Source organism: Rhodococcus sp. 21391 (genome assembly GCF_016772255.1).
GTDB classification, from domain to species: domain Bacteria; phylum Actinomycetota; class Actinomycetes; order Mycobacteriales; family Mycobacteriaceae; genus Rhodococcus_F; species Rhodococcus_F opacus.
Window position 1 is genome coordinate 1,446,025 of record NZ_CP063781.1, and the last position, 25,994, is coordinate 1,472,018.

Annotated in this window: 23 protein-coding genes and 1 tRNA gene; 21 read left to right on the forward strand and 3 right to left on the reverse strand. The window is 67.2% G+C overall.

Translation table 11 applies throughout. The features are described from left to right. Window positions 1-149 precede the first annotated feature (149 nt). A tRNA-Arg gene (locus tag GO592_RS06835) sits at window positions 150-225 on the reverse strand. Window positions 226-391: 166 nt separating this feature from the next. Here GO592_RS06835 and GO592_RS06840 point away from each other — a divergent pair. Further along, window positions 392-2,794: a phosphoketolase family protein gene (locus GO592_RS06840; RefSeq protein WP_007300041.1), complete on the forward strand. Its 2,403-nt coding sequence runs from the start codon at window positions 392-394 to the stop codon at window positions 2,792-2,794. Window positions 2,795-2,803: 9 nt separating this feature from the next. Here the strand turns inward: GO592_RS06840 and GO592_RS06845 are convergent, their stop codons facing one another. Further along, window positions 2,804-3,538 carry a DUF305 domain-containing protein gene (locus GO592_RS06845; RefSeq protein WP_007300042.1) on the reverse strand — a complete coding sequence of 245 codons (735 nt, stop codon included), beginning with the start codon at window positions 3,536-3,538 and terminating at the stop codon, window positions 2,804-2,806. Continuing rightward, window positions 3,531-4,451 (reverse strand): DUF3105 domain-containing protein, encoded by a 921-nt coding sequence (locus GO592_RS06850; RefSeq protein WP_007300043.1) that lies wholly within the window; start codon window positions 4,449-4,451, stop codon window positions 3,531-3,533. The genes GO592_RS06845 and GO592_RS06850 overlap by 8 nt, the downstream gene beginning before the upstream one ends. Before the next feature lie 218 nt (window positions 4,452-4,669). Between GO592_RS06850 and argS the strand changes: the two genes are divergently transcribed. From argS to GO592_RS06950, 20 genes are all read left to right on the forward strand, one after another. Beyond that, entirely contained in the window at window positions 4,670-6,322 is a 1,653-nt protein-coding gene (argS, locus tag GO592_RS06855; protein ID WP_007300044.1) for an arginine--tRNA ligase, read from the forward strand. Then, entirely contained in the window at window positions 6,319-7,740 is a 1,422-nt protein-coding gene (gene lysA, locus GO592_RS06860; RefSeq protein ID WP_007300045.1) for a diaminopimelate decarboxylase, read from the forward strand. Before argS ends, lysA begins: the two co-directional genes overlap by 4 nt. Further along, window positions 7,737-9,050, forward strand: coding sequence for a homoserine dehydrogenase (locus tag GO592_RS06865; RefSeq protein WP_005252944.1), 1,314 nt, complete (start codon window positions 7,737-7,739; stop codon window positions 9,048-9,050). The genes lysA and GO592_RS06865 overlap by 4 nt, the downstream gene beginning before the upstream one ends. Then, window positions 9,047-10,129, forward strand: a complete 1,083-nt coding sequence (gene thrC / locus GO592_RS06870; protein ID WP_007300046.1) for a threonine synthase — start codon at window positions 9,047-9,049, stop codon at window positions 10,127-10,129. Before GO592_RS06865 ends, thrC begins: the two co-directional genes overlap by 4 nt. 44 nt (window positions 10,130-10,173) lie before the next feature. Next, complete coding sequence (gene thrB / locus GO592_RS06875; protein ID WP_039952663.1) at window positions 10,174-11,118, forward strand: homoserine kinase; 945 nt, start codon at window positions 10,174-10,176, stop codon at window positions 11,116-11,118. 328 nt (window positions 11,119-11,446) lie between these two features. Next, on the forward strand, window positions 11,447-13,585 hold the full coding sequence (rho, locus tag GO592_RS06880; protein WP_007300047.1) for a transcription termination factor Rho: 2,139 nt from the start codon (window positions 11,447-11,449) through the stop codon (window positions 13,583-13,585). 226 nt (window positions 13,586-13,811) lie between these two features. Next, entirely contained in the window at window positions 13,812-14,054 is a 243-nt protein-coding gene (gene rpmE / locus GO592_RS06885; protein ID WP_005252948.1) for a 50S ribosomal protein L31, read from the forward strand. A 92-nt stretch (window positions 14,055-14,146) separates the two neighbouring features. Next, on the forward strand, window positions 14,147-15,226 hold the full coding sequence (prfA, locus tag GO592_RS06890) for a peptide chain release factor 1 (protein WP_007300048.1): 1,080 nt from the start codon (window positions 14,147-14,149) through the stop codon (window positions 15,224-15,226). Between the two features lie 53 nt (window positions 15,227-15,279). Beyond that, window positions 15,280-16,209, forward strand: a complete 930-nt coding sequence (prmC, locus tag GO592_RS06895; protein ID WP_005571059.1) for a peptide chain release factor N(5)-glutamine methyltransferase — start codon at window positions 15,280-15,282, stop codon at window positions 16,207-16,209. Beyond that, window positions 16,206-16,862, forward strand: coding sequence for an L-threonylcarbamoyladenylate synthase (locus tag GO592_RS06900; protein ID WP_005264478.1), 657 nt, complete (start codon window positions 16,206-16,208; stop codon window positions 16,860-16,862). The genes prmC and GO592_RS06900 overlap by 4 nt, the downstream gene beginning before the upstream one ends. After that, complete coding sequence (locus GO592_RS06905) at window positions 16,859-18,040, forward strand: glycosyltransferase family 4 protein (RefSeq protein WP_005252952.1); 1,182 nt, start codon at window positions 16,859-16,861, stop codon at window positions 18,038-18,040. The genes GO592_RS06900 and GO592_RS06905 overlap by 4 nt, the downstream gene beginning before the upstream one ends. Window positions 18,041-18,078: 38 nt before the next feature. After that, window positions 18,079-18,552, forward strand: coding sequence for a hypothetical protein (locus GO592_RS06910; protein ID WP_007300049.1), 474 nt, complete (start codon window positions 18,079-18,081; stop codon window positions 18,550-18,552). Between the two features lie 327 nt (window positions 18,553-18,879). Beyond that, window positions 18,880-19,662 (forward strand): F0F1 ATP synthase subunit A, encoded by a 783-nt coding sequence (gene atpB / locus GO592_RS06915; protein ID WP_005264492.1) that lies wholly within the window; start codon window positions 18,880-18,882, stop codon window positions 19,660-19,662. A gap of 86 nt (window positions 19,663-19,748) precedes the next feature. Next, window positions 19,749-19,997 (forward strand): ATP synthase F0 subunit C, encoded by a 249-nt coding sequence (locus GO592_RS06920; protein ID WP_007300050.1) that lies wholly within the window; start codon window positions 19,749-19,751, stop codon window positions 19,995-19,997. Window positions 19,998-20,006: 9 nt separating this feature from the next. Further along, window positions 20,007-20,567 (forward strand): F0F1 ATP synthase subunit B, encoded by a 561-nt coding sequence (locus tag GO592_RS06925; RefSeq protein WP_005264494.1) that lies wholly within the window; start codon window positions 20,007-20,009, stop codon window positions 20,565-20,567. Window positions 20,568-20,572: 5 nt separating this feature from the next. Then, the gene (locus GO592_RS06930) at window positions 20,573-21,400 is read left to right on the forward strand and encodes a F0F1 ATP synthase subunit delta (protein WP_054248286.1); all 828 of its coding nucleotides are present in this window, start codon (window positions 20,573-20,575) and stop codon (window positions 21,398-21,400) included. A gap of 62 nt (window positions 21,401-21,462) precedes the next feature. Further along, window positions 21,463-23,106 (forward strand): F0F1 ATP synthase subunit alpha, encoded by a 1,644-nt coding sequence (gene atpA, locus GO592_RS06935; protein WP_007300051.1) that lies wholly within the window; start codon window positions 21,463-21,465, stop codon window positions 23,104-23,106. 48 nt (window positions 23,107-23,154) lie between these two features. Further along, window positions 23,155-24,135 (forward strand): F0F1 ATP synthase subunit gamma, encoded by a 981-nt coding sequence (locus GO592_RS06940; protein ID WP_007300052.1) that lies wholly within the window; start codon window positions 23,155-23,157, stop codon window positions 24,133-24,135. Between the two features lie 3 nt (window positions 24,136-24,138). Then, the gene (gene atpD / locus GO592_RS06945; protein ID WP_005252960.1) at window positions 24,139-25,590 is read left to right on the forward strand and encodes a F0F1 ATP synthase subunit beta; all 1,452 of its coding nucleotides are present in this window, start codon (window positions 24,139-24,141) and stop codon (window positions 25,588-25,590) included. Between the two features lie 6 nt (window positions 25,591-25,596). After that, window positions 25,597-25,965, forward strand: coding sequence for a F0F1 ATP synthase subunit epsilon (locus GO592_RS06950; RefSeq protein ID WP_007300053.1), 369 nt, complete (start codon window positions 25,597-25,599; stop codon window positions 25,963-25,965). Window positions 25,966-25,994: the final 29 nt, after the last annotated feature.

Here is a 25,994-nt window from a genome sequence, read left to right on the forward strand (position 1 = left end):
CCCGCAATGGAGGAGGCCAGCGTTCGATCGATGTGCGCGGCATCGGCCGGCGCGGCTGCAGCTCTCGACAAAGCCCGAGGAGATCACTCGGGGAAGACTGGTAGCACCAGAGAGAAAGGCTGCGCCGCGACAGGCGACGCAGTTCCTCGTGGTGCCCCCGGCAGGATTCGAACCTGCGACCTTTCGCTCCGGAGGCGAACGCTCTATCCCCTGAGCTACGGGGGCGCACCGGAAATCCGGTGTGCCGATTGGGCTGGCCAATCGTAGCGCATGGGTAGTGGGATCGACCAAATCGGTCCCCCTACTTCGTGGACTCGCCCCGGTAGCGGCCCGAACACGCCTAGTGTCGGGAGGACGTGGACGCTCGCGAACTCTCGGGGAGGGGTCGAGAATGACCGATGGACGGCAGGTCGGGTCGCAGGACTCCGACGGGCACTATTCCGATTCCGACCTCGATCTGGACCTGCGGTGGTGGGCGGCGGCCAACTATCTGACGGTCGCGCAGATCTACCTGCAGGACAACGCGCTTCTGCGTGCGCCGCTGCGCCCCGAACACATCAAACCCCGGCTCCTCGGGCACTGGGGGACGAGCCCGGGTCTGTCGATGATCTACGCCCTGCTGAACCGTCTCATCCGCCGGACCGACACCGACTGTCTCTACGTGACGGGTCCCGGACACGGTGGCCCTGCGCTCGTCGCCGCCACGTACCTGGAGGGGACGTACTCGGAGGTGTACCCGGGCGTGTCCCGCGATGCCGCCGGTATCCACCGTCTCTGCCGGCAGTTCTCGACGCCGGGTGGCATCCCGAGTCACGTCAGTGTGCAGACGCCGGGCAGCATCCACGAGGGTGGCGAGCTCGGCTACGCTCTCGCGCATGCCGCCGGTGCGGCATTCGATCACCCGAACCTGTTGGTGGCGTGCGTGATCGGAGACGGCGAGGCCGAGACCGGACCACTGTCCGGTTCGTGGAAACTCCCCGCATTCCTCAATCCGGAACGTGACGGAGCGGTGTTGCCGATCCTGCACGTCAACGGAGCGAAGATCGCCGGGCCCACCGTCTACGGTCGCAGCAGCGACGCGGACGTCGAGGCGTTCCTCGGCGGTCAGGGCTGGGCGCCGACCGTCGTCTCCGGCGACGACCCGAGGCATGTCTTCCCGGCGCTGCATCGCGCCCTCACCGACGCGCACGCAGCGATCTCCGACCTGCAGCGGGAGGCGCGGGCCGGCCGGCGCAGCGCAGCCAAGTGGCCGGCGATCGTGCTGCGGACCCCGAAGGGCTGGACCGGTCCGCGCACCGTCGACGGCGTGCTCGTCGAGGGCACGCACCGGGCGCATCAGGTTCCGCTGTCGGGGGTGCGGACCGACGAGGCGCATCTCCGTCAGCTCGAGGAGTGGATGCGGTCCTACGGCCCCGGTGAACTGTTCGACTCCTCCGGCGCACTCGTTCCGGACCTCGAGCGGCTCGCGCCGCAGGGCGACAAGCGGATGGGTTCGTCGCCGTACGCGAACGGCGGCCGCCTGCGTGCCGATCTTCCCGTGCCGCCGCTGGAGAAGTACGCGCTCGCGATCGAGAAGCCCGGCACCACCCTCCACGAGACCACCCGGGTGCTCGGGGAACTGCTCCGCGACCTGTACGCCGCCACCGCCACGCCCGACGGCGGTGGATACTTCCGGCTGTTCTGCCCGGACGAAACGGCCAGCAACCGGTTGGGCGCCGTGTTCGAGGTGACCGACCGCTGCTGGCAGCTGCCGGTCACCGACTACGACGACGGACTGTCGGCCCGCGGCCGGGTGATGGAAGTGCTCAGCGAGCACCTCTGCGAGGGATGGCTGGAGGGATATCTGCTGTCGGGGCGGCACGGGCTGTTCGCCAGCTACGAGGCGTTCGCGATGGTGAGCGTGTCGATGCTCGTCCAGCACACGAAGTGGCTGCAGCACGCGGTGGATCTGCCGTGGCGGGCACCGGTGGCGTCGCTGAACGTCCTGCTGACCAGCACGTGCTGGCGCAACGACCACAACGGGTTCAGTCATCAGGGCCCGGGCATGATCGACGCCGTCATCCCGCTCGCACCGGATGTCGTCCGGATCTGGCTGCCACCCGACTCGAACACTCTGCTCTCCATCGCCGACCACTGCCTCCGCAGCACCGACCACGTCAATCTCATCGTGGTCGACAAGCAGCCGCACCTGCAGTACCTGACCCTCGCGGAGGCGCATGCGCACTGCGCGGCCGGGGCGTCGGTGTGGGAGTGGGCGGGGACGGAAGGCGCGGTGGGCGCCGACCCGGACGTCGTGCTCGCCGCCGCCGGGGACGTCCCGACCCAGGAGATCCTCGCCGCGGCGCAGTTGCTGCGCGAACACACGCCGGACCTGGTCACCCGGGTGGTCAACGTCGTCGACCTGATGGGGTTGCTCACCCCCACCGAACACCCGCACGGATTCGACGCACGCATGTTCCTCGACCTGTTCACCGCGGACACGGACGTGGTGTTCGCGTTCCACGGGTACTCGCGCGCCGTCCACGAGCTGATCCACGGGCGTCCCGCCCCGGACCGGTTCCACGTTCGCGGCTTCAGCGAACAGGGCACCACGACGACACCGTTCGACATGGTCGTGCTCAACCGGATGAGCCGCTATCACCTGGTCCTCGAGGCCCTGCGACGCACGCGGAGAGAGCCGGCCGGGGCCGGCGAACTGGCCGATTTCTGCCTCCGGCAACTCGAACGGCACGGCGAATACGTCGTCGCGCACCTCGAGGACATGCCCGAGGTGCGCGACTGGACGTGGTCGTGAAGCCGGAAGTCAGTTCATCGGGAGGGGAGCAGCGCCCTTCGCGGTGAGCATGTTCGTCATCACCGTCGACTCGCTCTGCTGGGTGTCCACCATCGTCTGCGCGAGAGAGCGCACCGCGTCCTCCGACGCGTGCTGGGCCGCGTACTCCATCATCGGAAGTCCGCCCTGGTGGTGACGCAGCATCAGCTGGAGGTACAGGACGTCGACGGCCGGACCGGTGGCCTGACGCAACGCGGCCATGTCCTCCGAGGACGCCATGCCCGGCATCTTCGACATCGATCCCATGTGCCCGCTGTCGGCGGATCCGTGGTCGTGACCGTCCGAGTGCTCGGATTCCATCCAGCCCATGTAGCCGCCGGACGGCAGCGCCGGCTGATCCCACAGCGCGAGCCAGCCCTGCATCTGCCCGAGCTGATTTTGCTGCGTGGTGAGGATGTCGTACGCGAGGCCGCGCACCGCCGGGTCGGTGGCGCCCGCCAGCGCGATCGCCGACATCTCCACCGCCTGGCTGTGATGCACGCTCATGTCCTGCGCGAATCCGACATCGACGGAACCGGCCTCGGGAACCGGGGCGCCGGAGTCCTCGAGCGGAAGCCGGGCGAGGAACCCGAGCGCGAATCCGAGGGCGATGGCGCCGATCAGCCCGATGACCAGCAGCGCTGTGCGCTGACTGGGCCGGGACGGGGCTGGATCGTCCGCGGAGTGGGTCTCGGGTCCGTCCCCGGGTTCGGCAGAACTAGCCATTTCCGCCCTCAGCCGGCGCCTGCTGCAGATCGGACGGCAGCTGCAGGTCGCTCGGGAGCTGCATGCCGCTGGGCAGCTGCGCCCCCGCGCCACCGGACTCGGACTGGTCGGGGCTGATACCGCCACCGTCCATCGGCACCGCGTCCGCGCCGGGTGCGCTCGGGTCGAACGGCGGCGGGTTGTCGGGGTCGAAACCGGAGCCCGGGATGGACGAGCAGCTCGCGCCGACCTCCGGGTAGGTGTTCTTGTTGATCCGCAGCGCGGTGATGAACTGGTCGATGCGCTCGTCGTCGACGCTGTCCAGCTTCAGCTGGTGCCCCCACGACTGCAGCGAGACCGGGCTGTCGAGGCCCGGGAACGGCGACATCAGCGTGTACGTCTCGCCGTCCACCTTGTCCTTCAGCGTCTCGACCTGGTCGGCGGACAGCTCGTCCGGGTTGTAGGCGATCCACACGGCGCCGTGCTCGAGCGAGTGCACGGCGTTCTCGGTGCGGATCGCGTTCGGGTAGACCGTGCCGGTGCACGTCGCCCAGATGGCGTCGTGCGGGCCACCGAACGGGGGCGACTGGTCGTACGCGACGCGCTGCGTCGGCTGGATGTGGATGCCGGCCGGGTAGTCGACCTTGACGACGCCGTCGATGTTGACCGACGGGTCGGGATTCTCGGCGCTCGGTGCGTACTTCGCGGCTTCTTCCTTGGCCTGGTACTTGGGGACCAGGTTGATCGCGAGGATCGCCACGAGTGCGAGAACGGCAGCTCCGGCGCCGATCGTCAGCCAGGGGATGTTCCGCGGAGCGGACGCGCCACCCTTGACTTTCGCGCCGCCGCTCCTCTTCTTGGCGGCCTTGATGGCCTTCGCCGATTTCGCGCCCGAGTTCTTATCGGGACCGCGACTTTCCGAACCGCTTGGCATCGATTGTGATCTTTCGGTGTGTGGGTTACGGGCGCTCGACCCCCGGTAACCGGAAGCTGAGGGCCGGGACTCAGGGCGACACCACTGTACTTTCCCACCCTGAGCGCAACCTGGGAGAGTGGCCGCGGCCACGCTCGCCGGCGGTCGCCGGGCCCGCGGCGAGACTCGCGGGAAGGCGGATCACCGCCCGGGACGCGTTGGCCATAGGATAGATACCTGTGACTCCAGCTGACCTTGCCGAACTGCTCCGCGGAACCGCCGCGAAAGTGCTCGCCGAACGCGGACTCGACGTGTCCGTGCTTCCCGAAACTCTCACGGTCGAGCGTCCGCGCAATCCCGAGCACGGCGATTACGCCACCAACGTCGCGATGCAGGTGGCCAAGAAGGTCGGTACCAACCCGCGTGAGCTGGCCGGCTGGCTCGCCGAGGCGCTGACCGCGGCCGCGGGCATCGACAGCGCCGACATCGCGGGCCCGGGATTCCTCAACATCCGCCTGGCCGCCGACGCGCAGGGCGTGATCGTCGCGAAGATCCTCGAGGAGGGTGCCGCGTTCGGATCCGGACACACGCTCGACGGCAAGAAGATCAACCTCGAGTTCGTCTCGGCCAACCCCACCGGCCCCATCCACCTCGGTGGAACGCGCTGGGCGGCCGTGGGCGACGCGCTGGGCCGGATCCTGTCCACCCAGGGCGCGGCGGTCACCCGCGAGTACTACTTCAACGACCACGGCGCCCAGATCGACCGGTTCTCCCGCTCGCTGATCGCGGCCGCCAAGGGCGAACCCGCCCCCGAGGACGGCTACGCGGGCGCGTACATCGCCGACATCGCCACCCAGGTGCAGCAGCAGCGCCCCGACGTGCTGGAACTGCCCGCGGGCGAGCAGCAGGAAGTCTTCCGCGCCATCGGCGTCGACCTGATGTTCGCCCACATCAAGCGCACCCTGCACGAGTTCGGCGTCGACTTCGACGTCTACTTCCACGAGAACTCGCTGTTCGAGTCCGGTGCGGTGGAGAAGGCCGTCGAGACGCTCAAGGACTCCGGCAACCTGTTCCAGGAGGACGGCGCCTGGTGGCTCAAGAGCACCGACTTCGGCGACGACAAGGACCGCGTCGTCATCAAGAGCGACGGCAACGCGGCGTACATCGCCGGTGACATCGCCTACTTCCAGGACAAGCGCTCCCGCGGCTTCGACCTGTGCATCTACATGCTCGGTGCCGACCACCACGGGTACATCGGCCGGCTCAAGGCGGCTGCGGCCGCGTTCGGCGACGACCCCGACACCGTCGAGGTGCTGATCGGCCAGATGGTGAACCTCGTCCGCGACGGTGTGGCCGTGAAGATGAGCAAGCGCGCCGGGACGGTCATCACCCTCGACGACCTCGTCGAGGCGATCGGCGTCGACGCGTCGCGGTACGCGATGATCCGGTCGTCGGTGGATTCGAGCATCGACATCGACCTCGAACTGTGGACGAGCACCGGCAACGAGAACCCGGTGTACTACGTGCAATACGCGCACGCCCGCCTGTCGGCCATCGCCCGCAACGCCGCCGACCTCGGTGTCGCGGTCACGGATCCCGACTTCTCGCTGCTCGTCTCGGAGCAGGAGGGCGATCTGATCCGCACCCTCGGCGAGTACCCGCGCGTCGTCACCAGTGCCGCGAATCTGCGTGAGCCGCACCGTATTGCGCGGTATCTCGAGGAGCTGGCCGGTGCCTATCACCGGTTCTACGGCGCCTGCCGGATCCTGCCCCAGGGTGACGAGGAAATCGGCCCGCTGCACATCGCGCGACTGGCGCTGTGCGACGCGTCCCGTCAGGTCCTGTCCAACGGACTGGCCCTGCTCGGCGTCAGCGCACCGGAGCAGATGTGAACGCGCACCCCGCAGGTCCCAAGCACGCCGAACAGCTGCACGCACCCGGTCTGCCCGAACGTCCCGCCGACGCGGCCGCATTCGCCGCACTCTCTCCCGAGGTATGGCCCCGCAACGCGCGCCGCGCCGCGGACGGAGTCGTCAGCCTGGCGGGCATCCCGGTCACCGAATTGGCCGAGAAGTACGGCACCCCATTGTTCGTGGTCGACGAGGACGACTTCCGGTCCCGCTGCCGCGACATGGCCCGTGCGTTCGGGCCCACCGCCAAGGTGCACTACGCGTCCAAGGCGTTCCTGTGCGGCGAGATCGCCCGCTGGGTCGCCGACGAGGGCCTGTCCCTGGACGTCGCGTCGGGCGGTGAACTGGCGGTCGCCCTGCACGCCGGATTCCCGGCGGAGCGAATTGCCATGCACGGCAACAACAAATCGGTCGCCGAGCTGAACGCCGCCGTGTCGGCCCGGGTCGGGCACATCGTGCTCGACTCCGCCACGGAGATCGACCGCCTCGACAAGGTGGCCGCCGAAGCCGGTGTGCTGCAGGACGTTCTGATCCGCGTGACGGTCGGAGTCGAGGCACACACCCACGAATTCATCTCCACGGCCCACGAGGACCAGAAGTTCGGGTTCTCGCTCGCGGGCGGAAAGGCGATCGACGCGGTCCGCCAGGTCTTCGCCGCCGACAATCTGCGGCTGGTCGGACTCCACAGCCACATCGGCTCGCAGATCTTCGACGTCGACGGCTTCGAGTTGGCCGCACACCGCGTGATCGGGCTGCTGCGGGACGTCGTCGCGGAGTTCGGTGTGGACAAGACCGCCCAGATCTCGATCATCGACCTCGGCGGCGGCATGGGAATCTCCTACGTCCCCACCGACGACCCGCCGCCGGTCGACCGGCTCGCCGCCAAACTCGGCGACATCGTGCGCAACGAGTCGGCGCTCGCCGGTCTGCCGGAGCCGACGCTGGCCGTCGAACCCGGACGCGCGATCGCCGGACCCGGCACGGTGACGCTGTACGAGGTCGGCACCATCAAGGACGTCACCGTCGGCGCCAACCTCACCCGCCGGTACGTCAGCGTCGACGGCGGAATGAGCGACAACATCCGCACCGCGCTGTACCAGGCGGAGTACGAGGCCAAACTGGTCTCGCGGGTCAGCGACGCGGCACCGGTGGTGTCCCGCGTCGTCGGTAAGCACTGCGAGTCCGGCGACGTCGTGATCCGCGACACCTGGATGCCCGAGGACATCGACGCCGGCGATTTGCTCGCCGTCGCGGCCACCGGTGCATACTGCTATTCGATGTCGAGCAGGTACAACCTGCTCGCCCGCCCTGCCGTGGTGGCGGTGCGCGACGGACAGTCGCGCGTGATCCTCCGGAGGGAAACCGTGGAAGACCTGCTGAGCTTGGAGGTACAGGAGTGACGAGCGAATCGGCGCATCGCGCTATCGGTGTGGCCGTCCTCGGCCTCGGCAACGTCGGGAGCGAGGTCGTGCGCATCCTGCGGGAGCACAGCGAAGACCTCGAGGCTCGCGTCGGTGCCCCGCTGGAACTGCGCGGAGTGGCCGTGCGCCGCCCCGGCAAGGACCGCGGAATTCCCGAGGAGTTGCAGACCACCGACGCGGAGTCACTTGTGGCCCGCGACGACGTCGACCTCGTCGTCGAGGTGATCGGCGGCATGGACCTGCCCCGCAAGCTGATCCTCTCGGCGCTCAACTCCGGCAAGTCCGTCGTCACCGCCAACAAGGCGCTGCTCGCCGATCACACGGGTGAACTGGCCGAGGCCGCGGAACTGCACAACGTCGACCTCTACTTCGAGGCCGCCGTGGCCGGCGCGATCCCCGTGATCCGCCCGCTCATCCAGTCCCTCGCCGGTGACCGGGTGAACAAGGTCGCCGGAATCGTGAACGGAACCACCAACTTCATCCTGTCGGCGATGGACGAGACCGGCGCGGACTACGCCGCGACCCTCGCCGAGGCCGGACGCCTGGGATACGCAGAGGCCGATCCGACCGCCGACGTGGAGGGCTACGACGCCGCCGCCAAGGCGGCGATCCTCGCGTCGATCGCATTCCACACCCGGGTCACGGCCGCCGACGTGTACCGCGAGGGGATCTCCAAGATCACCGCGGCCGACCTGACGTCGGCTCGTGCACTCGACTGCACGATCAAGCTGCTGTCCATCTGCGAGCGGATCACCACCCCCGAGGGCAAGGAGCGGATCTCCGCGCGGGTCTACCCGGCGCTCGTGCCGCTGGAACATCCGCTGGCCTCGGTCAACGGTGCGTTCAACGCCGTCGTCGTCGAGGCGGAGAACGCCGGACGCCTGATGTTCTACGGGCAGGGCGCAGGCGGCGCCCCCACCGCGTCGGCCGTGATGGGCGACCTGGTGATGGCCGCGCGCAACAAGGTGAACGGTGGCCGCGGACCCCGCGAGTCCAAGTACGCCAAGCTGAAGATCGCGCCGATCGGCGACATCCCCACGCGCTACTACGTCAACATGCAGGTGACGGACAAGGCCGGGGTCCTGTCGGCGGTGGCTGCCGAATTCTCGCAGCACGGCGTCAGCATCTCCACCGTGCGGCAGGAAGGCGCCGGCGACGGTGCCCGCCTCGTCGTCGTGACCCACGTCGCGACGGATTCTGCTCTGTCGGAAACCGTTGAGGCACTGAGCAAACTCGAATTCGTCACCGCTGTGACCAGCGTGCTGCGACTGGAAGGCACCGAACAATGACCGGCACCCGTAACCCCGTTCACGTCCCCTGGCCGGGGCTGATCGAGGCTTACCGCGACCGCCTCGCCATCGGACCGAACTGGAAGACGGTCACCCTGCGCGAGGGCGGTACCCCGCTGCTGCCCGCCGGGCACCTCTCGGAACTCACCGGTTGCGACGTCTACCTGAAGGTCGAGGGGCTCAACCCGACCGGTTCGTTCAAGGACCGCGGCATGACGATGGCCGTCACCGACGCGCTCGCCCGCGGCCAGCAGGCGGTCCTCTGCGCGTCCACGGGTAACACGTCCGCTTCCGCCGCCGCGTACGCCGCGAAGGCGAAGATGACCTGCGCCGTGCTGGTGCCCCAGGGCAAGATCGCGATGGGCAAGCTCGCGCAGGCCGTCATGCACGGCGCCCGGATCATCCAGGTGCAGGGCAACTTCGACGACTGTCTCGAACTGGCCCGCAAGACCACCGCGGAGTTCCCCACGATCGGGCTCGTGAACTCGGTCAACCCGGTCCGCATCGAGGGCCAGAAGACCGCGGCCTTCGAGATCTGCGACGCACTGGGCAAGGCCCCCGACGTGCACGTGCTCCCGGTCGGCAACGCAGGCAACATCACCGCGTACTGGCGCGGGTACTCCGAGTACTACGCGGACGGGCTCACCGGCGTGAAGCCGCGCATGCTCGGCGTCCAGGCCGCCGGCGCCGCCCCGCTCGTCCACGGCGCACCGGTGAAGGACCCGGAGACGATCGCGACCGCGATCCGCATCGGCTCGCCCGCGTCCTGGAACGGCGCGGTCACCGCCAAGGAAGAGTCGCACGGCGCCTTCCGGGCCGCGACCGACGACGAGATCCTCGAGGCGTACCGGCTGATCGCCAGGACCGAAGGGGTGTTCGTCGAGCCCGCCTCGGCCGCGAGCGTCGCAGGTCTGCTCGCCGCCCGCAAGGAGGGCTGGCTGGACTCGGGGCTGACCGTCGTCTGCACGGTCACCGGTAACGGCCTCAAGGACCCCGACACGGCGTTGGCGGGTATGCCTGAGGTTCAACCGATCCCGGTCGATCCTGTCGCGGTCGCGTCGGCCCTCGAGCTGGCGTAGTGGTGGCGCCCACGCCCACCACGCCGCAGGACCACACCGCTGCCATGACACAGACCCTCCCCACCGGCCTCACCGTGACCGCCCGCGTGCCTGCGTCGAGCGCCAACCTCGGCCCGGGCTTCGACACGCTGGGCATCGCGCTCGGACTGTACGACGAGATCACCGTGACCACCACGGGTTCGGGGCTGAAGATCCGGGTCGAAGGCGAGGGTGCCGACGACGTGCCGTGGGGTCCGTCCCATCTCGTGGTCCGGGCCATCGAACGTGGCCTGGAATCGGCGGGTGTGTGGGCTGAAGGCCTGGATGTGGTGTGCCGCAACGCGATACCCCATTCTCGGGGCCTGGGTTCGTCGGCCTCCGCCGTCGTCGGGGGGCTGGCGGCCGCCAACGGCCTGGCGATCAAGCTCGACCCCGAACTCGGACTGTCGCTCGATCAGCTCGTCCAGCTGTCGTCCGAATTCGAAGGGCACCCCGACAACGCGTCGGCGAGCGTGCTCGGCGGTGCCGTGGTGTCGTGGAGTTGCGCGGGCGAGCAGACCGACGGAGCGCCCGCGGCCACCGACATCTACTCGGCGGTCGCGCTGAAGGTCCATCCCGCGATCCGCGTCGTCGCTCTCGTGCCGGGGGAGCGCTCGTCGACCGCCCACACGCGGGGTCTGTTGCCCGAGACGGTTCCCCACCGGGACGCGGCGTTCAACGTCAGCCGCGGGGCGCTCGCTGTGGTGGCGCTCACAGAGCGTCCCGACCTTCTGATGGCGGCCACCGAGGACCGACTGCATCAGACGCAGCGCGCTCCGGCTCTCCCGCTCACGACGCGATGGATCGCCGTCCTCCGTAAGGCGGGTATCGCCGCCACCGTCTCGGGAGCCGGACCGACCGTCCTCGCATTGACCACGGAGCCTTTCCCCGTGGATCTTCGAGCGCAGGCCGAGGCCGAGGGGTTGCAGGTTCTCGAACTGGACGTGGCGGACGGCGTCCGGACCAGCTGACACGCCGTAGGGGCGTCTCCTTGCCCCTACGGTCGTTCACAGCTATCCTGGGCAATGTCCGTACATCGTGCGCATCAGACGCCGGTGCTTCACCAGGGCAATTACTCCAGGTCAATCGGGGTTGACGGCTCCTGGCACGATCCTCCGCACTATCTGTCGTGTAGGGATTGCGAGTACGCGCCTGTTTCAAGGGTGATGTGATGGCGGGCAAGCCGGCAGTTCTTCACATGCAACTACGTACGGCACATCCGAATTCGGTATTCGAAACCGAATTGCGGGACGAACCCTCGACTCTGCGCAGCGCGAGTGAGGGAAGGAAAGGACCTCCGTGACCGATACGGACCTCATCGCCGCTCCTGTGCGCGCCTCCTCGGTGGATACCGTTGGCGCGCAGGCAGGCGACTCTTCACAGGCGTCATCGACCGCACCCGACACCGGTGCCGTGACAGCCTCCACCAAGCGCGCCGAGGCGCGCCGGGGTGCCGGGCTGTCCGGAATGGTGCTCACCGAGCTCCGCACTCTCGCAGGTGAGCTGGGCATCAAGGGCATTTCGGGGATGCGCAAGGGCGACCTGATCGCCGCGATCAAGGAGCGTCAGGGCGGCTCTTCCGCCCCGGCCGCTGCCGCGACCGAAGCCGCTCCCCGGACCCGGGCCACGCGCGCGAAGCGCGAACAGTCCGCTCAGACCGAACTCGAAGTGACTCCGCAGGCGGAGACCACGGAGAAGACCGCCGAGCCCAAGTCGGCCGAACCCGCGACGGGCGACGGCGCAGCCGCCGACTCCGACACCGCCGAAGGCGGCCGTCGCGGGCGTCAGCGCCGCGGATCCGCGCGTCGGGCAGGCGCACCCGAGCAGGGTGACCAGGGCGGCAACGCTCAGGACACCGCCTCGGCGAATGCCACCGACACGCAGCAGGCCGAGCGCAAGCAGGCCGACGACCGTCAGGATTCCGCCGAGAAGCCGGCCAAGCAGGACGGCTCCGGCGAACAGGGCGGCGACCGCAGCCGACGTGAGCGGGGCGGCGACCGCGGTGATCGTGGCGACACTCGTGGTGACCGCGGCGAACGCGGTGACCGGGGCGAACGCGGTGACCGGGGCGAACGCGGTGACCGGGGCGAACGCGGTGACCGGGGCGATCGCGACAACCGTGGCGACCGCAGCCAGGGCAGCAACGGCCCGCGCAACAACGACAACCGCCCGGGCGACGACGAGGAAGGCGGTCGCGGACGCCGCGGACGTCGCTTCCGCGAACGTCGTCGTGGACGCGACCGCGGCGAAGGCGGCGGCGGTGACGCCCGCGAGACCGAGATCCGCGAGGACGACGTCCTGCAGCCGGTCGCCGGCATCCTGGACGTCCTCGACAACTACGCGTTCGTGCGGACCTCCGGCTACCTGGCCGGACCGAACGACGTCTACGTGTCGATGAACCTGATCCGCAAGAACGGTCTCCGCCGCGGCGACGCCATCACCGGCGCCGTCCGGGTCGGACGCGAAGGCGAGCAGGGCAACCAGCGCCAGAAGTTCAACCCGCTGGTCCGCATCGACACCGTCAACGGTGGCGACGTGGAAGCGGCAAAGAAGCGCCCCGAGTTCGGCAAGCTCACCCCGCTGTACCCGAATCAGCGGCTGCGTCTGGAGACGACGCCGAACATCTTGACGACCCGTGTCATCGACCTGGTGATGCCGATCGGCAAGGGACAGCGTGCGCTGATCGTGAGCCCGCCGAAGGCCGGTAAGACCAGCGTTCTGCAGGCCATCGCCAACGCCATCGCGACCAACAACCCCGAGTGCTACCTCATGGTCGTGCTGGTCGACGAGCGTCCCGAAGAGGTCACCGACATGCAGCGTTCGGTGAAGGGCGAGGTCATCTCCTCGACCTTCGACCGTCCGCCGGGAGACCACACCTCGGTCGCCGAGCTGGCCATCGAGCGTGCGAAGCGTCTGGTGGAGGCGGGCAAGGACGTCGTCGTCCTCCTCGACTCGATCACCCGCCTCGGCCGTGCGTACAACAACTCGTCGCCGGCCTCGGGACGCATCCTCTCCGGTGGTGTCGACTCGACCGCGCTGTATCCGCCGAAGCGTTTCCTCGGTGCTGCGCGCAACATCGAGAACGGCGGTTCGCTCACGATCATCGCGACGGCCATGGTCGAGACCGGTTCCACCGGCGACACCGTGATCTTCGAGGAGTTCAAGGGCACCGGTAACGCCGAGCTGAAGCTCGACCGCAAGATCGCGGAACGTCGTGTGTTCCCGGCCGTGGACGTGAACCCGTCGGGAACGCGTAAGGACGAGCTGCTGCTCAGCCCGGACGAGGCGGCGGTGCTGCACAAGCTCCGGCGCGTGCTCTCGGGTCTCGACTCGCACCAGGCCATCGATCTGCTGATCGACCGCCTCAAGAAGAGCAAGAGCAACATCGAATTCCTCATGCAGGTGTCGAAGACTGCTCCGGGCGCGATCGACGACTGATCTCGACCCGACGCGGGGCCCGGCGACTCTCGGTCGCCGGGCCCCGCTGTTTTCCCTCGGGAACCACCGTGGAACAAAACGCGGACCACCCGCGTTGACCACACCGCAAGCACAAATGCCGATTGGGATCGCGAACCTGCGATCTGGCATACTGAGCGGCTGAGTCCGGTTCCGGTTCACGTCTTCGAACGGCGAAGGCGACCCGGCGACCATTGAAAGGGACACCATGAAGTCAGGCATTCACCCCAACTACGTGGCCACCACCGTGGTCTGCGGTTGCGGAAACACCTTCGAGACCCACAGCACCAAGGAGACCGGACGTATCAACGTCGAGGTCTGCTCGCAGTGCCACCCGTTCTACACCGGCAAGCAGAAGATCCTCGACACCGGTGGACGTGTCGCCCGCTTCGAGGCTCGCTACGGCAAGCGCGCCGGCAAGGGCGCAGCCAAGGAATCTGCAGAGTCCTAGCTGTTCCGCCGACGCCCGTCCTGCGATAATTGCAGGCCGGGCGTCGGCTTTTTTGTGCCTATTCCCGAAAGAAACGCAGAGCGGAGCGAATCATGGCAGGGACCACCCAGCCGTCGGCCATCGACGACATCCTGGCCGAACATGCCGGCCTGGAGCAGCAGTTGGCGGACCCGGCCCTGCACAACGACGCTTCCGCGGCCCGCAAGGCGGGCAAGCGATTCGCCGAGCTCGCGCCGATCATGGCGACGTACACCAGGCTCAAGTCGGCGCAGGACGATCTGGATGCCGCGCGCGAACTCGCCGCCGACGACTCCAGCTTTGCCGCCGAGGTACCCGAACTCGAGGCACAGGTCCTGGAACTCGACAAGACCCTCACCGACCTTCTGGCCCCCCGCGACCCGCACGACGGTGACGACGTGGTGCTCGAGGTGAAGTCGGGGGAGGGCGGCGAGGAATCCGCGCTGTTCGCCTCCGATCTGGCCCGGATGTACGTCCGGTACGCCGAGCGGCACGGCTGGCGTGTCGAGATCCTCGACGCGACGGTGTCCGATCTGGGTGGATACAAGGACGCGACGCTGTCGATCAAGTCGAAGGGCGATGTGCGTGACGGGGTCTGGGCGCGACTGAAGTTCGAGGGCGGTGTCCACCGCGTGCAGCGCGTGCCCATCACGGAATCGCAGGGACGCGTCCACACGTCCGCCGCCGGTGTCCTCATCTACCCGGAACCGGAAGAAGTCGAGGAGGTGCAGATCGACGAAACCGATCTGCGCATCGACGTCTACCGCTCCTCGGGCAAGGGTGGTCAGGGTGTCAACACCACCGACTCCGCGGTCCGGATCACGCACCTGCCCACCGGAATCGTCGTGACCTGCCAGAACGAGCGCTCACAGCTGCAGAACAAGGCCCGCGCCATGCAGGTGCTGGCCGCACGGCTGCAGGCCGCCGCCGAGGAAGCCGCGGATGCCGAGGCGTCGGCGGGCAGGCAGAGTCAGGTGCGCACCGTCGACCGTTCGGAGCGCATCCGCACCTACAACTTCCCGGAGAACCGCATCACCGACCACCGGATCGGTTTCAAGTCCCACAACCTGGATGCGGTCCTGGACGGCGAACTCGATGCTCTGCTGGACGCCCTGGGCAAGTCGGACCGCGAGGCGAGGCTCGCCGCGGAGTAACCGCGAAGCGGGACCGCGCCACCGGACGGCGAGCCGCGTGGCAGTCTGTACCTGTGAGTCGCCTTCCTCTTCGCCTGGCCCTGATCGACGCAACCGCGCAACTCGACGAGGCCGGGGTGCGTAGCTCCCGTGCGGATGCCGAACTGCTCGCGGCCCACCTGCTGGGGGTGGAGCGGACCCGGCTCGGCCTCGTCCCGCTGGTCGACGAGTCGGTGATCGACGCCTACAAGAAGATGGTCGACCAGCGCGCCAAGCGGATTCCGTTGCAGTACATCCTCGGTACCGCCGCGATGGGGGACATCGACATCGAGGTCGGCCCCGGGGTCTTCGTGCCGCGTCCCGAGACGGAATTGCTGCTCGGCTGGGCGCTCGCGTTCCTCGGAAGCTGCGATCAGCATCCGCCGGTGGTCCTCGACCTGTGCACCGGGTCGGGCGCGCTCGCGCTCGCGATCGCCAATGCCCGCCCCGACGCCGTCGTGCACGCCGTCGAACTCGAACCGCACGCTCTCGCGTGGGCCCGGCGCAACGCCGATGCCCGCGAACAGGCAGGTGACGCACCGATCCGGCTGTACCAGGGCGACGTGACCGATCGGACGTTGCTGGCCGGGCTCGAAGGCGGCGTCGACCTGATCGTGGCGAACCCGCCGTACATCCCGGAAGGTGTCGAGCTCGAACCCGAGGTGGCCGACCACGATCCGCACAGCGCGCTGTTCGCCGGACCGGACGGACTGTCCGTCATCAAGCCGATGATCTCGAACGTCGCGCGCTGGTTGCGGATCGGGGGAGCGGTCGGCATCGAGCACGACGACTCCAACGGGTCCGACGTGGCGGCACTGTTCGCGTCCCGCCGGGTGTTCGGCGAGGTCGCGGAGCACCCGGACCTCGCCGGCAAGCCGCGCTTCGTGGTCGCCCGGCGCGTCGCAACGGATATCGAGGCGCAGCGTGCAGGGGCCGTCGCCGAGGGTGAAAGAATGGGCGGGTGAGTACCGTATACGACTGTGGCCTTCCCGATTCACGCTCCGCCGGAATGAGTGCGGCCAAGAATGCGCTGAAGGCCGGGCGGCTCGTCGTGCTCCCCACAGACACGGTGTACGGAATCGGCGCGGACGCATTCGACAGCGAGGCTGTCGCCGCCCTCCTGCGGGCCAAGGGTCGCGGACGCGACATGCCGGTTCCCGTGCTCGTCGGCTCGTGGAACACGATCGACGGCCTGGTGTACAGCGTCCGCCCGCAGACGCGCGACCTGATCCGGGCGTTCTGGCCGGGCGGGCTGAGTCTCGTTGTGGAACAAGCGCCTTCGCTGGCGTGGGATCTCGGCGACACCCGGGGCACGGTCATGCTGCGCATGCCGCTGCACCCCGTCGCCCTCGAACTGCTGCGTGAAGTCGGACCGCTTGCGGTGTCGAGCGCGAACGTCTCCGGGCAGCCGCCCGCGACGACGGTCGAGGAGGCGCGCGAGCAACTCGGCGGATCGGCGAGCGTGTACCTCGACGGTGGTCGGGCCGAGCAGGGGCAGGCATCGACGATCGTCGACCTCACCGGCGCGACCCCCCGGATTCTGCGTGAAGGTGCCGTGCCCACCGGCGATGTCGCCGACGTGCTCGGAGTGACGGCGGAGAGCCTGTCCGCCCAGTGAGTGCTGCCGAATCGGCCGGCGTGGCGCTGGCCCAAGCAGGTGGGGGCGCGGGTGTCCCGCTGCGTGAACTCCTGCTCGTCCTCTTCACCGCTGCGGTGGTCACCTACCTGGCCACCGGGGCCGTGCGGCTGTTCGCACTCCGGTTCGGGGCGGTGGCCGTGCCGCGGGACCGCGACGTCCACGTCACTCCGACGCCGCGCCTCGGCGGGGTCGGCATGTATCTCGGCATGCTCGTCGCGTTGTTGTTCGCGCAGCAGCTACCTGCCCTGACCAGGGGATTCGAGTTCACCTCCGACATTCCCGCGGCCCTGGTCTCGGGGTTCGTGATCGTGTTGGTGGGGGTGGTCGACGACCGGTGGGGCCTGGACGCGCTCACCAAGTTCGTCGGCCAGGTCACCGCGGCGGGAATCCTCGTCGTGATGGGGGTGAGCTGGTTCATCATCTATATGCCGTTCGGGGACGGCAGCACCGTCATCCTCGACCAGCTCCAGGCCGGTCTCGTCACGGTGGGTGTCGCGGTCGTGATGGTGAACGCCATGAACTTCGTCGACGGCCTCGACGGCCTCGCGGCGGGCCTCGGTCTGATCTCCTCGCTCGCGATCTGCGTGTTCTCGGTGGGGCTTCTGCACGATCAGGGCGGCGACGTCAGCGCGTATCCGCCCGCGCTGATCGCCGCGGCGCTGGCAGGTGCGTGTCTCGGATTCCTGCCGCACAACTTCCAGCCCGCCAAGATCTTCATGGGCGACTCCGGCTCCATGCTGATCGGCCTGATGCTCGCGGCCATCTCCACCAGCGCGTCCGGTCGCATCCCGCTGACGGCGTACGGCACCCGCGACCTGCTCGGACTTCTCTCTCCGCTGCTCCTCGTCGGTGCCGTCATGTTCATCCCGATCCTCGACCTGCTGCTCGCCGTGGTCCGGCGTACCCGTGCGGGGGTGAGCCCGTTCAGTCCCGACAAGATGCACCTCCACCACCGGCTCCTGCAGATCGGGCACTCGCACCGTCGCGTCGTGCTGCTCATCTACTTGTGGGTCGGTGTCCTGGCGTTCGGCGCGGTCGGATCGGCCCTGTTCGACCGTCGCGTCGTCGTCCTCCTGGTTGCGGGAGGCCTCGTCTTCGCGCTGGTCGTCACGGCCGTCCCGTCGATTCGCGGACAGCAGCACGACCGTCGCGGCTGACCGGAGGGTTGCGGCGGACCGGCGAAGATCCACTACCCTTGGCGACCGTGACGTTCACCCCCGCCTCCGCCCCTGATCACACCGCATCGTTGCGGGCTGCCGTCCGCTACGGAGTTCTCGGTCTGATCGTGCTGGCAGTGGTCGGTTCGATCATCGCGTTTCTCGTCGCGGGCAAGCCCGGTCTGTACGGCGCTCTTCTCGGTGCGGCAGTCGGGGGAGGGTTCATCCTGTGCACCGCACTGGGTGTGCTGTTCACCGCGAAACTTCCGGCCTTGACGGCGGGAGCGGTACTGCTCGGTACGTGGTTGTTGAAGATGATCCTCGCGATCACGGTCCTGGCGATCCTCAAACCGCTCGACTTCTACGACAAGACAGCATTGGTGCTGGTCATGGTGCTGTCGCTGGTGATCGTGCTGGGAGCGGAGACGTTCGGAGTGCTGGGAACCAAGGCGCCGTACGTCGAGCCCACGCCGTCGGACGACGCCGGCTCGCCGGAATCGGACGATAAGTAGTACTACGAGATGTAGTAAAATTGAATCGACCCGGACCCCGTCTACACAACGTCGTAGATGACTTGCTAAGGTCTGGGTCAAGCGAGAGCAATGAGAGTGCGAGTAAGTTACTCGCCGGTATTGCATGCTTGTAGGTGGCCGCACTTTCAGGGCCGCCGAGTCGACGAGAGTCGCCGACACCGACAGACGCTGGACTCGAACAGTCCGCTGCAGCTGACGAATACGCGAGTCGAGCTTGTCGACTTGTTTGATCGTCAATGTCCGATCGAACCGCAGTCAACGAAGGCTGCGGACCGACTACGGGAGAGAACGCTGAGCGTCATCAACGTGGCTGCTGGAGAAGAATTCCACGCGCCTTCCCTGAACGACTTCTTCCCGCCCGCGGTCCTGTTCGAAGGGACTCCGTTCGAACTCGACCGCCTGATGCTGGTTCGCATCCTGCTGTCCGGACTGATGATGCTCTTCTTCGTCATCGCGATGCGCAGCCCGAAGATCATTCCGCGCGGTGTCCAGAACATCGGTGAGATCGCGCTCGACTTCGTCCGGATCAACATCGCGGAAGAGATTCTCGGCAAGGAGCAGGGCAAGCGCTTCCTGCCGGTCATCACCACCATCTTCTTCCTGGTGCTCGCCAGCAACCTCGGCAGCATCATCCCCTTCATCAATATCTCGCCGAACGCGCGAATCGGCATGCCGTTGGTGCTCGCCGCCCTGGCGTACATCGTGTTCAACTACGTCGGCATCAAGAAGTACGGCTTCTTCAAGTACGTGAAGAGCAGCATCGTGGTCCCCGGTGTTCCACTTCCGCTGCACTTCCTGCTCGTGCCGATCGAGTTCATCTCGACGTTCGTCCTCCGGCCGTTCACCCTCATGGTTCGTCTCATGGCCAACATGCTGGCCGGCCACATCCTGCTGGTGCTGTTCTTCAGCGCCACCCAGTACTTCTTCTTCGTCTCCGGTGGCTTCCAGGCTGTGTTCGGTGTGGCCTCGCTTGCCGCCGGCATTGCATTCACCTTCTTCGAACTGCTGGTGATCTTCCTGCAGGCCTACGTCTTCGCGCTGCTCACATCGGTGTACATCGATCTGGCGCTGCACGCGGATTCGCACTAGCACCACAAGTTTTCACGACCAGCTACACCAAGAACTGAGCCTCTTGCCGAATCCGGCGGAGGTCAACAGAAAGGGAACGGAACACCATGAGCCTCGCGTACCTGGCACAAGGAGCGGTCGAGACCACCACCACGGCGAAGGGCTTCGGAGCCATCGGCTACGGCCTCGCCGCAATCGGCCCCGGCATCGGCGTGGGCATCGTTGTCGGCAAGGCGATCGAGGGCATGGTTCGCCAGCCCGAGATGGCCGGACAGGTCCGTACCACGATGTTCCTCGGTATCGCCTTCACCGAAGCCCTCGCGCTGATCGGCCTCGTCGCCGGCTTCATTTTCTAAGACCGTCACATGGCAGCCAACATCGCATTGCTCGCGGCAGAGGAAGAGAGCCACAACCCTCTCCTCCCCGCGACGTATGACATCGTTTGGTCGATCGTCTGCCTGGTCATCGTTGGCTTCGTCTTCTGGAAGTACGTCCTTCCGATGTTCCAGAAGGTCCTTGCCGAGCGAACCGAGCAGATCGACGGCGGCATCAAGCGGGCCGAAGAGGCCCAGGCCGAAGCGAAGGCGGCGCTCGAGCAGTACCGCGCCCAGCTCGCCGAAGCTCGCACCGAGGCTGCGCAGATCCGTGAGGACGCGCGCACCCAGGGGCAGCAGATCATCGCCGAAATGAAGGCACAGGCTCAGGAAGAAAGCGACCGCATCGTGGCCGCCGGCAACAGCCAGTTGGTTGCCCAGCGTCAGCAGATCGTCGCCGAACTGCGCGCCGATCTCGGCCGCACCGCGGTCGACCTCGCTGAGAAGGTCATCGGTGAGTCCCTCGCCGACGACGTCAAGCGGGCCGGCACGGTCGATCGCTTCCTGAACGAGCTCGACACCATCGGCGCAAATTCCGCAGCAGGGAAGTGAGCACCATGTACGCAGCGAGCCGTGAGGCCTTGACGCAGACCCGTGCTGCGTTGTCTTCGGCCTTGGGATCCGTCTCTGCCGGAGCAGCCACAGCGGCCGCGGCCCAGATCGGGGCCGAGCTGTTCTCGGTCGTCGAGATCCTGGACGAGCAGCGCACTCTCCGGAGTGCCCTGTCGGACACCTCGACGCCCGGGAACGTTCGCGAAGGTCTGGCCGAGCAGGTATTCGGTGGCAAGGTCTCGGCCGAGACCCTCGCCGTCCTGAAGGCGGCGGTGGGCCAGGACTGGTCCGTCACCTCCGACCTGCTCAACTCGCTGGTGCTCGTCGGTCGGGAATCGCTGCTGAAGGCAGCGGCCGATCAGGGACAGCTCGACGCTGTCGAGGACGAGCTCTTCCGCCTCGGCCGCATCGTTGCCGGTGACCCGAAGCTCGAGCAGGCACTGTCCGACCGTTCCGTGCCGGCGAAGAGGAAGCGTGAACTGCTCTCCAAGCTGCTGTACGGCAAGGTCACCGCTGTCGCCGAGGCGCTGGCGACCCAGGCAGTGGGCCGGTTGAAGAACTCCGCACCCGCGGACGCCTTCGACGAACTGTCGAATCTGGCAGCAGCACAGCGGGAAGCAGTTGTCGCCAAGGTGCGCAGCTCTGCTCCGCTGTCCAGTGAGCAGTCGGATCGGCTGACCGCCACCCTCACCCGTACCTACGGGAAGCCGGTGACGGTTCACGTGGAGGTCGATCCTGAACTCCTCAGCGGCTTGGTCGTCCGGGTGGGCGACGAGGTGATCGACGGCAGTGGCGCGGGACGTCTCGCAGCGCTGCGGAAGTCCCTCAAGTAGTCCGCAACCGAACCCCATACCCCAGATCTTTTCGAAGACCAGACACCGAGAGCAGGAAAAACATGGCGGAGCTGACGATCTCCTCCGACGAGATCCGTAGTGCGATCGAGAACTACACCGCGAGCTACTCCCCGGAGGCCTCCCGCGAAGAGGTCGGCCTTGTGACCGACACCAGCGACGGCATCGCGCACGTCAGTGGCCTGCCTTCGGCGATGGCCAACGAACTGCTGGAGTTCCCCGGCGGAATTCTGGGTGTCGCGCTCAACCTGGATGCCACCGAGATCGGTGCCGTCATCCTGGGCGATTACGAGCACATCCAGGAAGGCCAGGAAGTCAAGCGGACCGGCGACGTGCTGTCGGTACCGGTCGGCGACGCCTTCCTCGGCCGCGTCATCAACCCGCTCGGCCAGCCGATCGACGGCCTGGGCGAGATCGAGAGCAACGAGACCCGCGCCCTCGAACTGCAGGCTGCCTCGGTGCTCGAGCGTCAGCCCGTCGAGGAGCCGCTGCAGACCGGCATCAAGGCCATCGACGCGATGACCCCGATCGGCCGCGGACAGCGTCAGCTCGTCATCGGCGACCGTAAGACGGGCAAGACCGCCGTCTGCATCGACGCGATCCTGAACCAGAAGGCCAACTGGGAGACCGGCGACGAGAAGCAGCAGGTTCGCTGCATCTACGTCGCGATCGGGCAGAAGGGCTCCACCATCGCGGGCGTCAAGGCTGCCCTCGAGGAGCAGGGCGCGATGGAGTACACCACCATCGTCGCCGCCCCGGCCTCCGACTCCGCCGGTTTCAAGTGGCTCGCGCCCTACACCGGCTCCGCCATCGGACAGCACTGGATGTACCAGGGCAAGCACGTCCTGGTCGTGTTCGACGACCTGACCAAGCAGGCCGAAGCGTACCGCGCCATCTCGCTGCTGCTGCGTCGTCCGCCGGGACGTGAGGCATACCCCGGTGACGTCTTCTACCTGCACTCCCGCCTGCTGGAGCGTTCGGCCAAGCTGTCCGACGCCCTGGGTGGAGGCTCGCTGACCGCGCTGCCGATCATCGAGACCAAGGCCAACGACGTCTCGGCCTACATCCCGACCAACGTCATCTCCATCACCGACGGTCAGGTGTTCCTCGAGTCGGACCTGTTCAACAAGGGTGTCCGTCCCGCCATCAACGTGGGCATCTCGGTGTCCCGAGTCGGTGGCGCCGCGCAGACCAAGGGCATGAAGAAGGTCTCCGGTTCGCTGCGTCTGGAGTTGGCTCAGTTTCGTGAGCTCGAGGCGTTCTCCGCCTTCGCCTCCGACCTGGACGCCGCCTCCAAGGCACAGCTCGAGCGTGGTGCCCGCCTGGTGGAGCTGCTCAAGCAGGATCAGTACAGCCCGATCCCCGTCGAGGACCAGATCGTGTCGATCTACCTGGCCGGCGAAGGTGTCTTCGACAGCGTTCCCGTCGGTGACGTCCGCCGCTTCGAGGCCGAACTGCTCGACGAGCTGCACCGCACCGCCTCCGGCGTGTACGAGAGCATCAAGGGCGGCAAGGCCCTCGACGCCGACAACGCCAAGGCGCTGGTCGTGGCCACCGACAAGTTCAAGGAAACCTTCCTCGCGTCCGACGGAAGCCGGGTCGTGAACGAGGCCGAGGCCGAAGCTCTGGATGCCGGCGAGGTCGGCCACGAGCAGATCAACGTCAAGCGCACCACCGTCAGCAAGTGAGCGGCCCGTCCATGATGCTGCGAAACATGAAGGGAGAGTGATCGATCGATGGCAAGCATTCTCGAACTGAGGTCTCGCATCAAGTCGGTCAACTCGACCAAGAAGATCACCAAGGCCCAGGAACTGATCGCGACCTCGCGCATCACGAAGGCGCAGTCGCGCGTTGCCGCGGCGAAGCCGTACGCCGAAGAGATCACGAAGGTCCTGTCGGAGCTGGCGAGCGCGTCCGCTTCGCTGGACCACCCGTTGCTGAACGAGCGCACCGACCCCAAGCGTGCCGCGGTTCTGGTCGTCACCAGCGACCGCGGTATGTGCGGCGGGTACAACTCCAACGTCCTCAAGGAGGCCGAGGAGCTGTTCCAGCTGCTGCGCAGCGAGGGCAAGGACCCGGTCATCTACGTGCTCGGATCCAAGGGTCTGGGGTACTACACGTTCCGTGGCCGCGACCTGGGAGGTGCGTGGACCGGGTTCTCCCAGAATCCGGGCTACTCCGACGCTGCCAAGGCGAGCCGGCACCTGGTCGACCTGTTCATGGCGGGCTCCGGTTCGGAGGTCCCCGCGCCGAACGGTGAGGGCACCATCGAAGGCGTCGACGAGCTGCACATCGTCTACACGCGCTTCGTGTCGATGCTGACCCAGTCTCCCGAGGTTCGCCGGATGGCTCCCCTCGAGGTGATGGTCTCCGAGGAGCGCGTCGAACTCGGCGAAGACATGCTGTCGAACGGTCACGGATCCAGCAACTCGGAACCGGTCGCCGGATACAACTTCGAGCCGGAACCCGACAAGTTGCTCGGTGCCCTGCTGCCGAAGTACATCAGCACCCGTATCTACTCCTCGCTGCTGGATGCTGCGGCGTCGGAGTCGGCTGCCCGTCGTACGGCCATGAAGGCGGCGACGGACAACGCAAACGAACTGGTGAACACGTTGAGCCGTCAGGCAAACCAGGCTCGCCAGGCCCAGATCACCCAGGAAATCAGCGAGATCGTCGGCGGCGCGAATGCGCTCGCCTCGAGCGCAGGAAGTGACTAAGCAATGACCGCAGCAGTAACCGAAAACAACGGGGCAGGCTCGGGTTCGTCCGTCGCCGGCCGCGTCGTGCGGGTCATCGGTCCCGTCGTGGACGTTGAATTCCCGCGTGGCGCTATTCCTGAACTGTTCAACGCCTTGCACGCCGAGATCACGCTCCCTTCGGTCGCCAAGACGCTGACCCTCGAGGTCGCACAGCACCTCGGGGACAATCTGGTGCGCACCGTCTCGATGCAGCCCACCGACGGCCTGATCCGTGGCACCTCCGTGTCCGATACGGGCAAGCCGATCTCGGTTCCCGTCGGTGACGTCGTCAAGGGCCACGTGTTCAACGCACTGGGCGACTGCCTCGATGCTCCCGGCACGGGCCGCGACGGCGAGCAGTGGGGCATCCACCGCAAGCCACCGGCCTTCGACCAGCTCGAGGGCAAGACGGAGATCCTCGAGACCGGCATCAAGGTCATCGACCTCCTCACCCCGTACGTCAAGGGTGGAAAGATCGGTCTGTTCGGTGGTGCCGGCGTCGGCAAGACCGTTCTGATCCAGGAAATGATCACCCGTATCGCCCGCGAGTTCTCCGGAACCTCGGTGTTCGCAGGCGTCGGTGAGCGCACCCGTGAGGGCACCGACCTCCACCTCGAGATGGAAGAGATGGGCGTCCTTCAGGACACCGCCCTCGTCTTCGGCCAGATGGACGAGCCGCCGGGAACGCGTATGCGTGTCGCCCTGTCCGCGCTGACCATGGCGGAGTACTTCCGCGATGTCCAGGGTCAGGACGTGCTGCTGTTCATCGACAACATCTTCCGTTTCACCCAGGCCGGTTCCGAGGTGTCGACCCTGCTCGGTCGTATGCCTTCGGCCGTGGGTTACCAGCCGACCCTGGCTGACGAGATGGGTGAGCTGCAGGAGCGCATCACGTCGACGCGAGGCCGCTCCATCACCTCGCTGCAGGCGATCTACGTGCCCGCCGACGACTACACCGACCCGGCGCCGGCCACGACGTTCGCGCACCTCGATGCCACCACCGAGCTGTCGCGTCCGATCTCGCAGATGGGTATCTACCCCGCTGTGGACCCGCTGACCTCCACCTCCCGCATCCTGGAGCCCGGCATCGTCGGTGCCGAGCATTTCCGGGTCGCCAACGAGGTCAAGCGCATCCTGCAGAAGTACAAGGAACTGCAGGACATCATCGCCATCCTCGGTATGGACGAGCTGCAGGAAGAGGACAAGGTGCTCGTCGGCCGTGCCCGCCGTCTGCAGAAGTTCCTCGGCCAGAACTTCATCGTCGCCGAGAAGTTCACCGGTGAGCCCGGCTCCGTGGTGCCGCTCCGCGATACCATCGAAGCCTTCGACCGCATCTGCAAGGGCGAGTTCGATCACCTTCCCGAGCAGGCGTTCAACAGCTGCGGTGGACTCGACGACGTCGAGGCTGCAGCCAAGAAGATCGCCGGGAAGTAGTCGACGATGGCTGAGATGACCGTGGAACTCGTCGCCGTGGAGCGACGGTTGTGGTCTGGTTCGGCGACTCTCGTCAGCGCACAGACGACCGAGGGCGAGATCGGTGTCATGCCTGGGCATGAGCCGGTTCTCGGACAGCTGGTCGAGGGCGGAGTGGTTGCGATCACGACGGCCGACGGTGAGCGTATCGTCGCTGCTGTGCACGGCGGGTTCCTGTCCGTGACCGCGAAGACAGTCACGATCCTCGCCGAGTCAGCCGACTTGGCCGAGGACATCGATGTGGAAGCGGCCAAGGCCGTGCTCGCAGAGAGCGGAGACGATCTCGAGGCGATTGCTGTCGCCAAGGGTCGGGTCCGCGCTGTAGAGCGCGCTTAGGCTGCACGAGAAAGACCGCGACGGAGCCG

Bases quoted from the DNA above. Each gene is read 5' to 3' on its own strand.
- GO592_RS06840 (WP_007300041.1), top strand. From the start codon at position 392: ATGACCGATGGACGGCAGGTCGGGTCGCAGGACTCCGACGGGCACTAT.
- GO592_RS06845 (WP_007300042.1), bottom strand. From the start codon at position 3,538: ATGGCTAGTTCTGCCGAACCCGGGGACGGACCCGAGACCCACTCCGCG.
- GO592_RS06850 (WP_007300043.1), bottom strand. From the start codon at position 4,451: ATGCCAAGCGGTTCGGAAAGTCGCGGTCCCGATAAGAACTCGGGCGCG.
- thrC (WP_007300046.1), top strand. From the start codon at position 9,047: ATGACCGGCACCCGTAACCCCGTTCACGTCCCCTGGCCGGGGCTGATC.
- thrB (WP_039952663.1), top strand. From the start codon at position 10,174: ATGACACAGACCCTCCCCACCGGCCTCACCGTGACCGCCCGCGTGCCT.
- rpmE (WP_005252948.1), top strand. From the start codon at position 13,812: ATGAAGTCAGGCATTCACCCCAACTACGTGGCCACCACCGTGGTCTGC.
- prfA (WP_007300048.1), top strand. From the start codon at position 14,147: ATGGCAGGGACCACCCAGCCGTCGGCCATCGACGACATCCTGGCCGAA.
- GO592_RS06920 (WP_007300050.1), top strand. From the start codon at position 19,749: ATGAGCCTCGCGTACCTGGCACAAGGAGCGGTCGAGACCACCACCACG.
- GO592_RS06925 (WP_005264494.1), top strand. From the start codon at position 20,007: ATGGCAGCCAACATCGCATTGCTCGCGGCAGAGGAAGAGAGCCACAAC.
- GO592_RS06930 (WP_054248286.1), top strand. From the start codon at position 20,573: ATGTACGCAGCGAGCCGTGAGGCCTTGACGCAGACCCGTGCTGCGTTG.
- atpA (WP_007300051.1), top strand. From the start codon at position 21,463: ATGGCGGAGCTGACGATCTCCTCCGACGAGATCCGTAGTGCGATCGAG.
- GO592_RS06940 (WP_007300052.1), top strand. From the start codon at position 23,155: ATGGCAAGCATTCTCGAACTGAGGTCTCGCATCAAGTCGGTCAACTCG.
- atpD (WP_005252960.1), top strand. From the start codon at position 24,139: ATGACCGCAGCAGTAACCGAAAACAACGGGGCAGGCTCGGGTTCGTCC.
- GO592_RS06950 (WP_007300053.1), top strand. From the start codon at position 25,597: ATGGCTGAGATGACCGTGGAACTCGTCGCCGTGGAGCGACGGTTGTGG.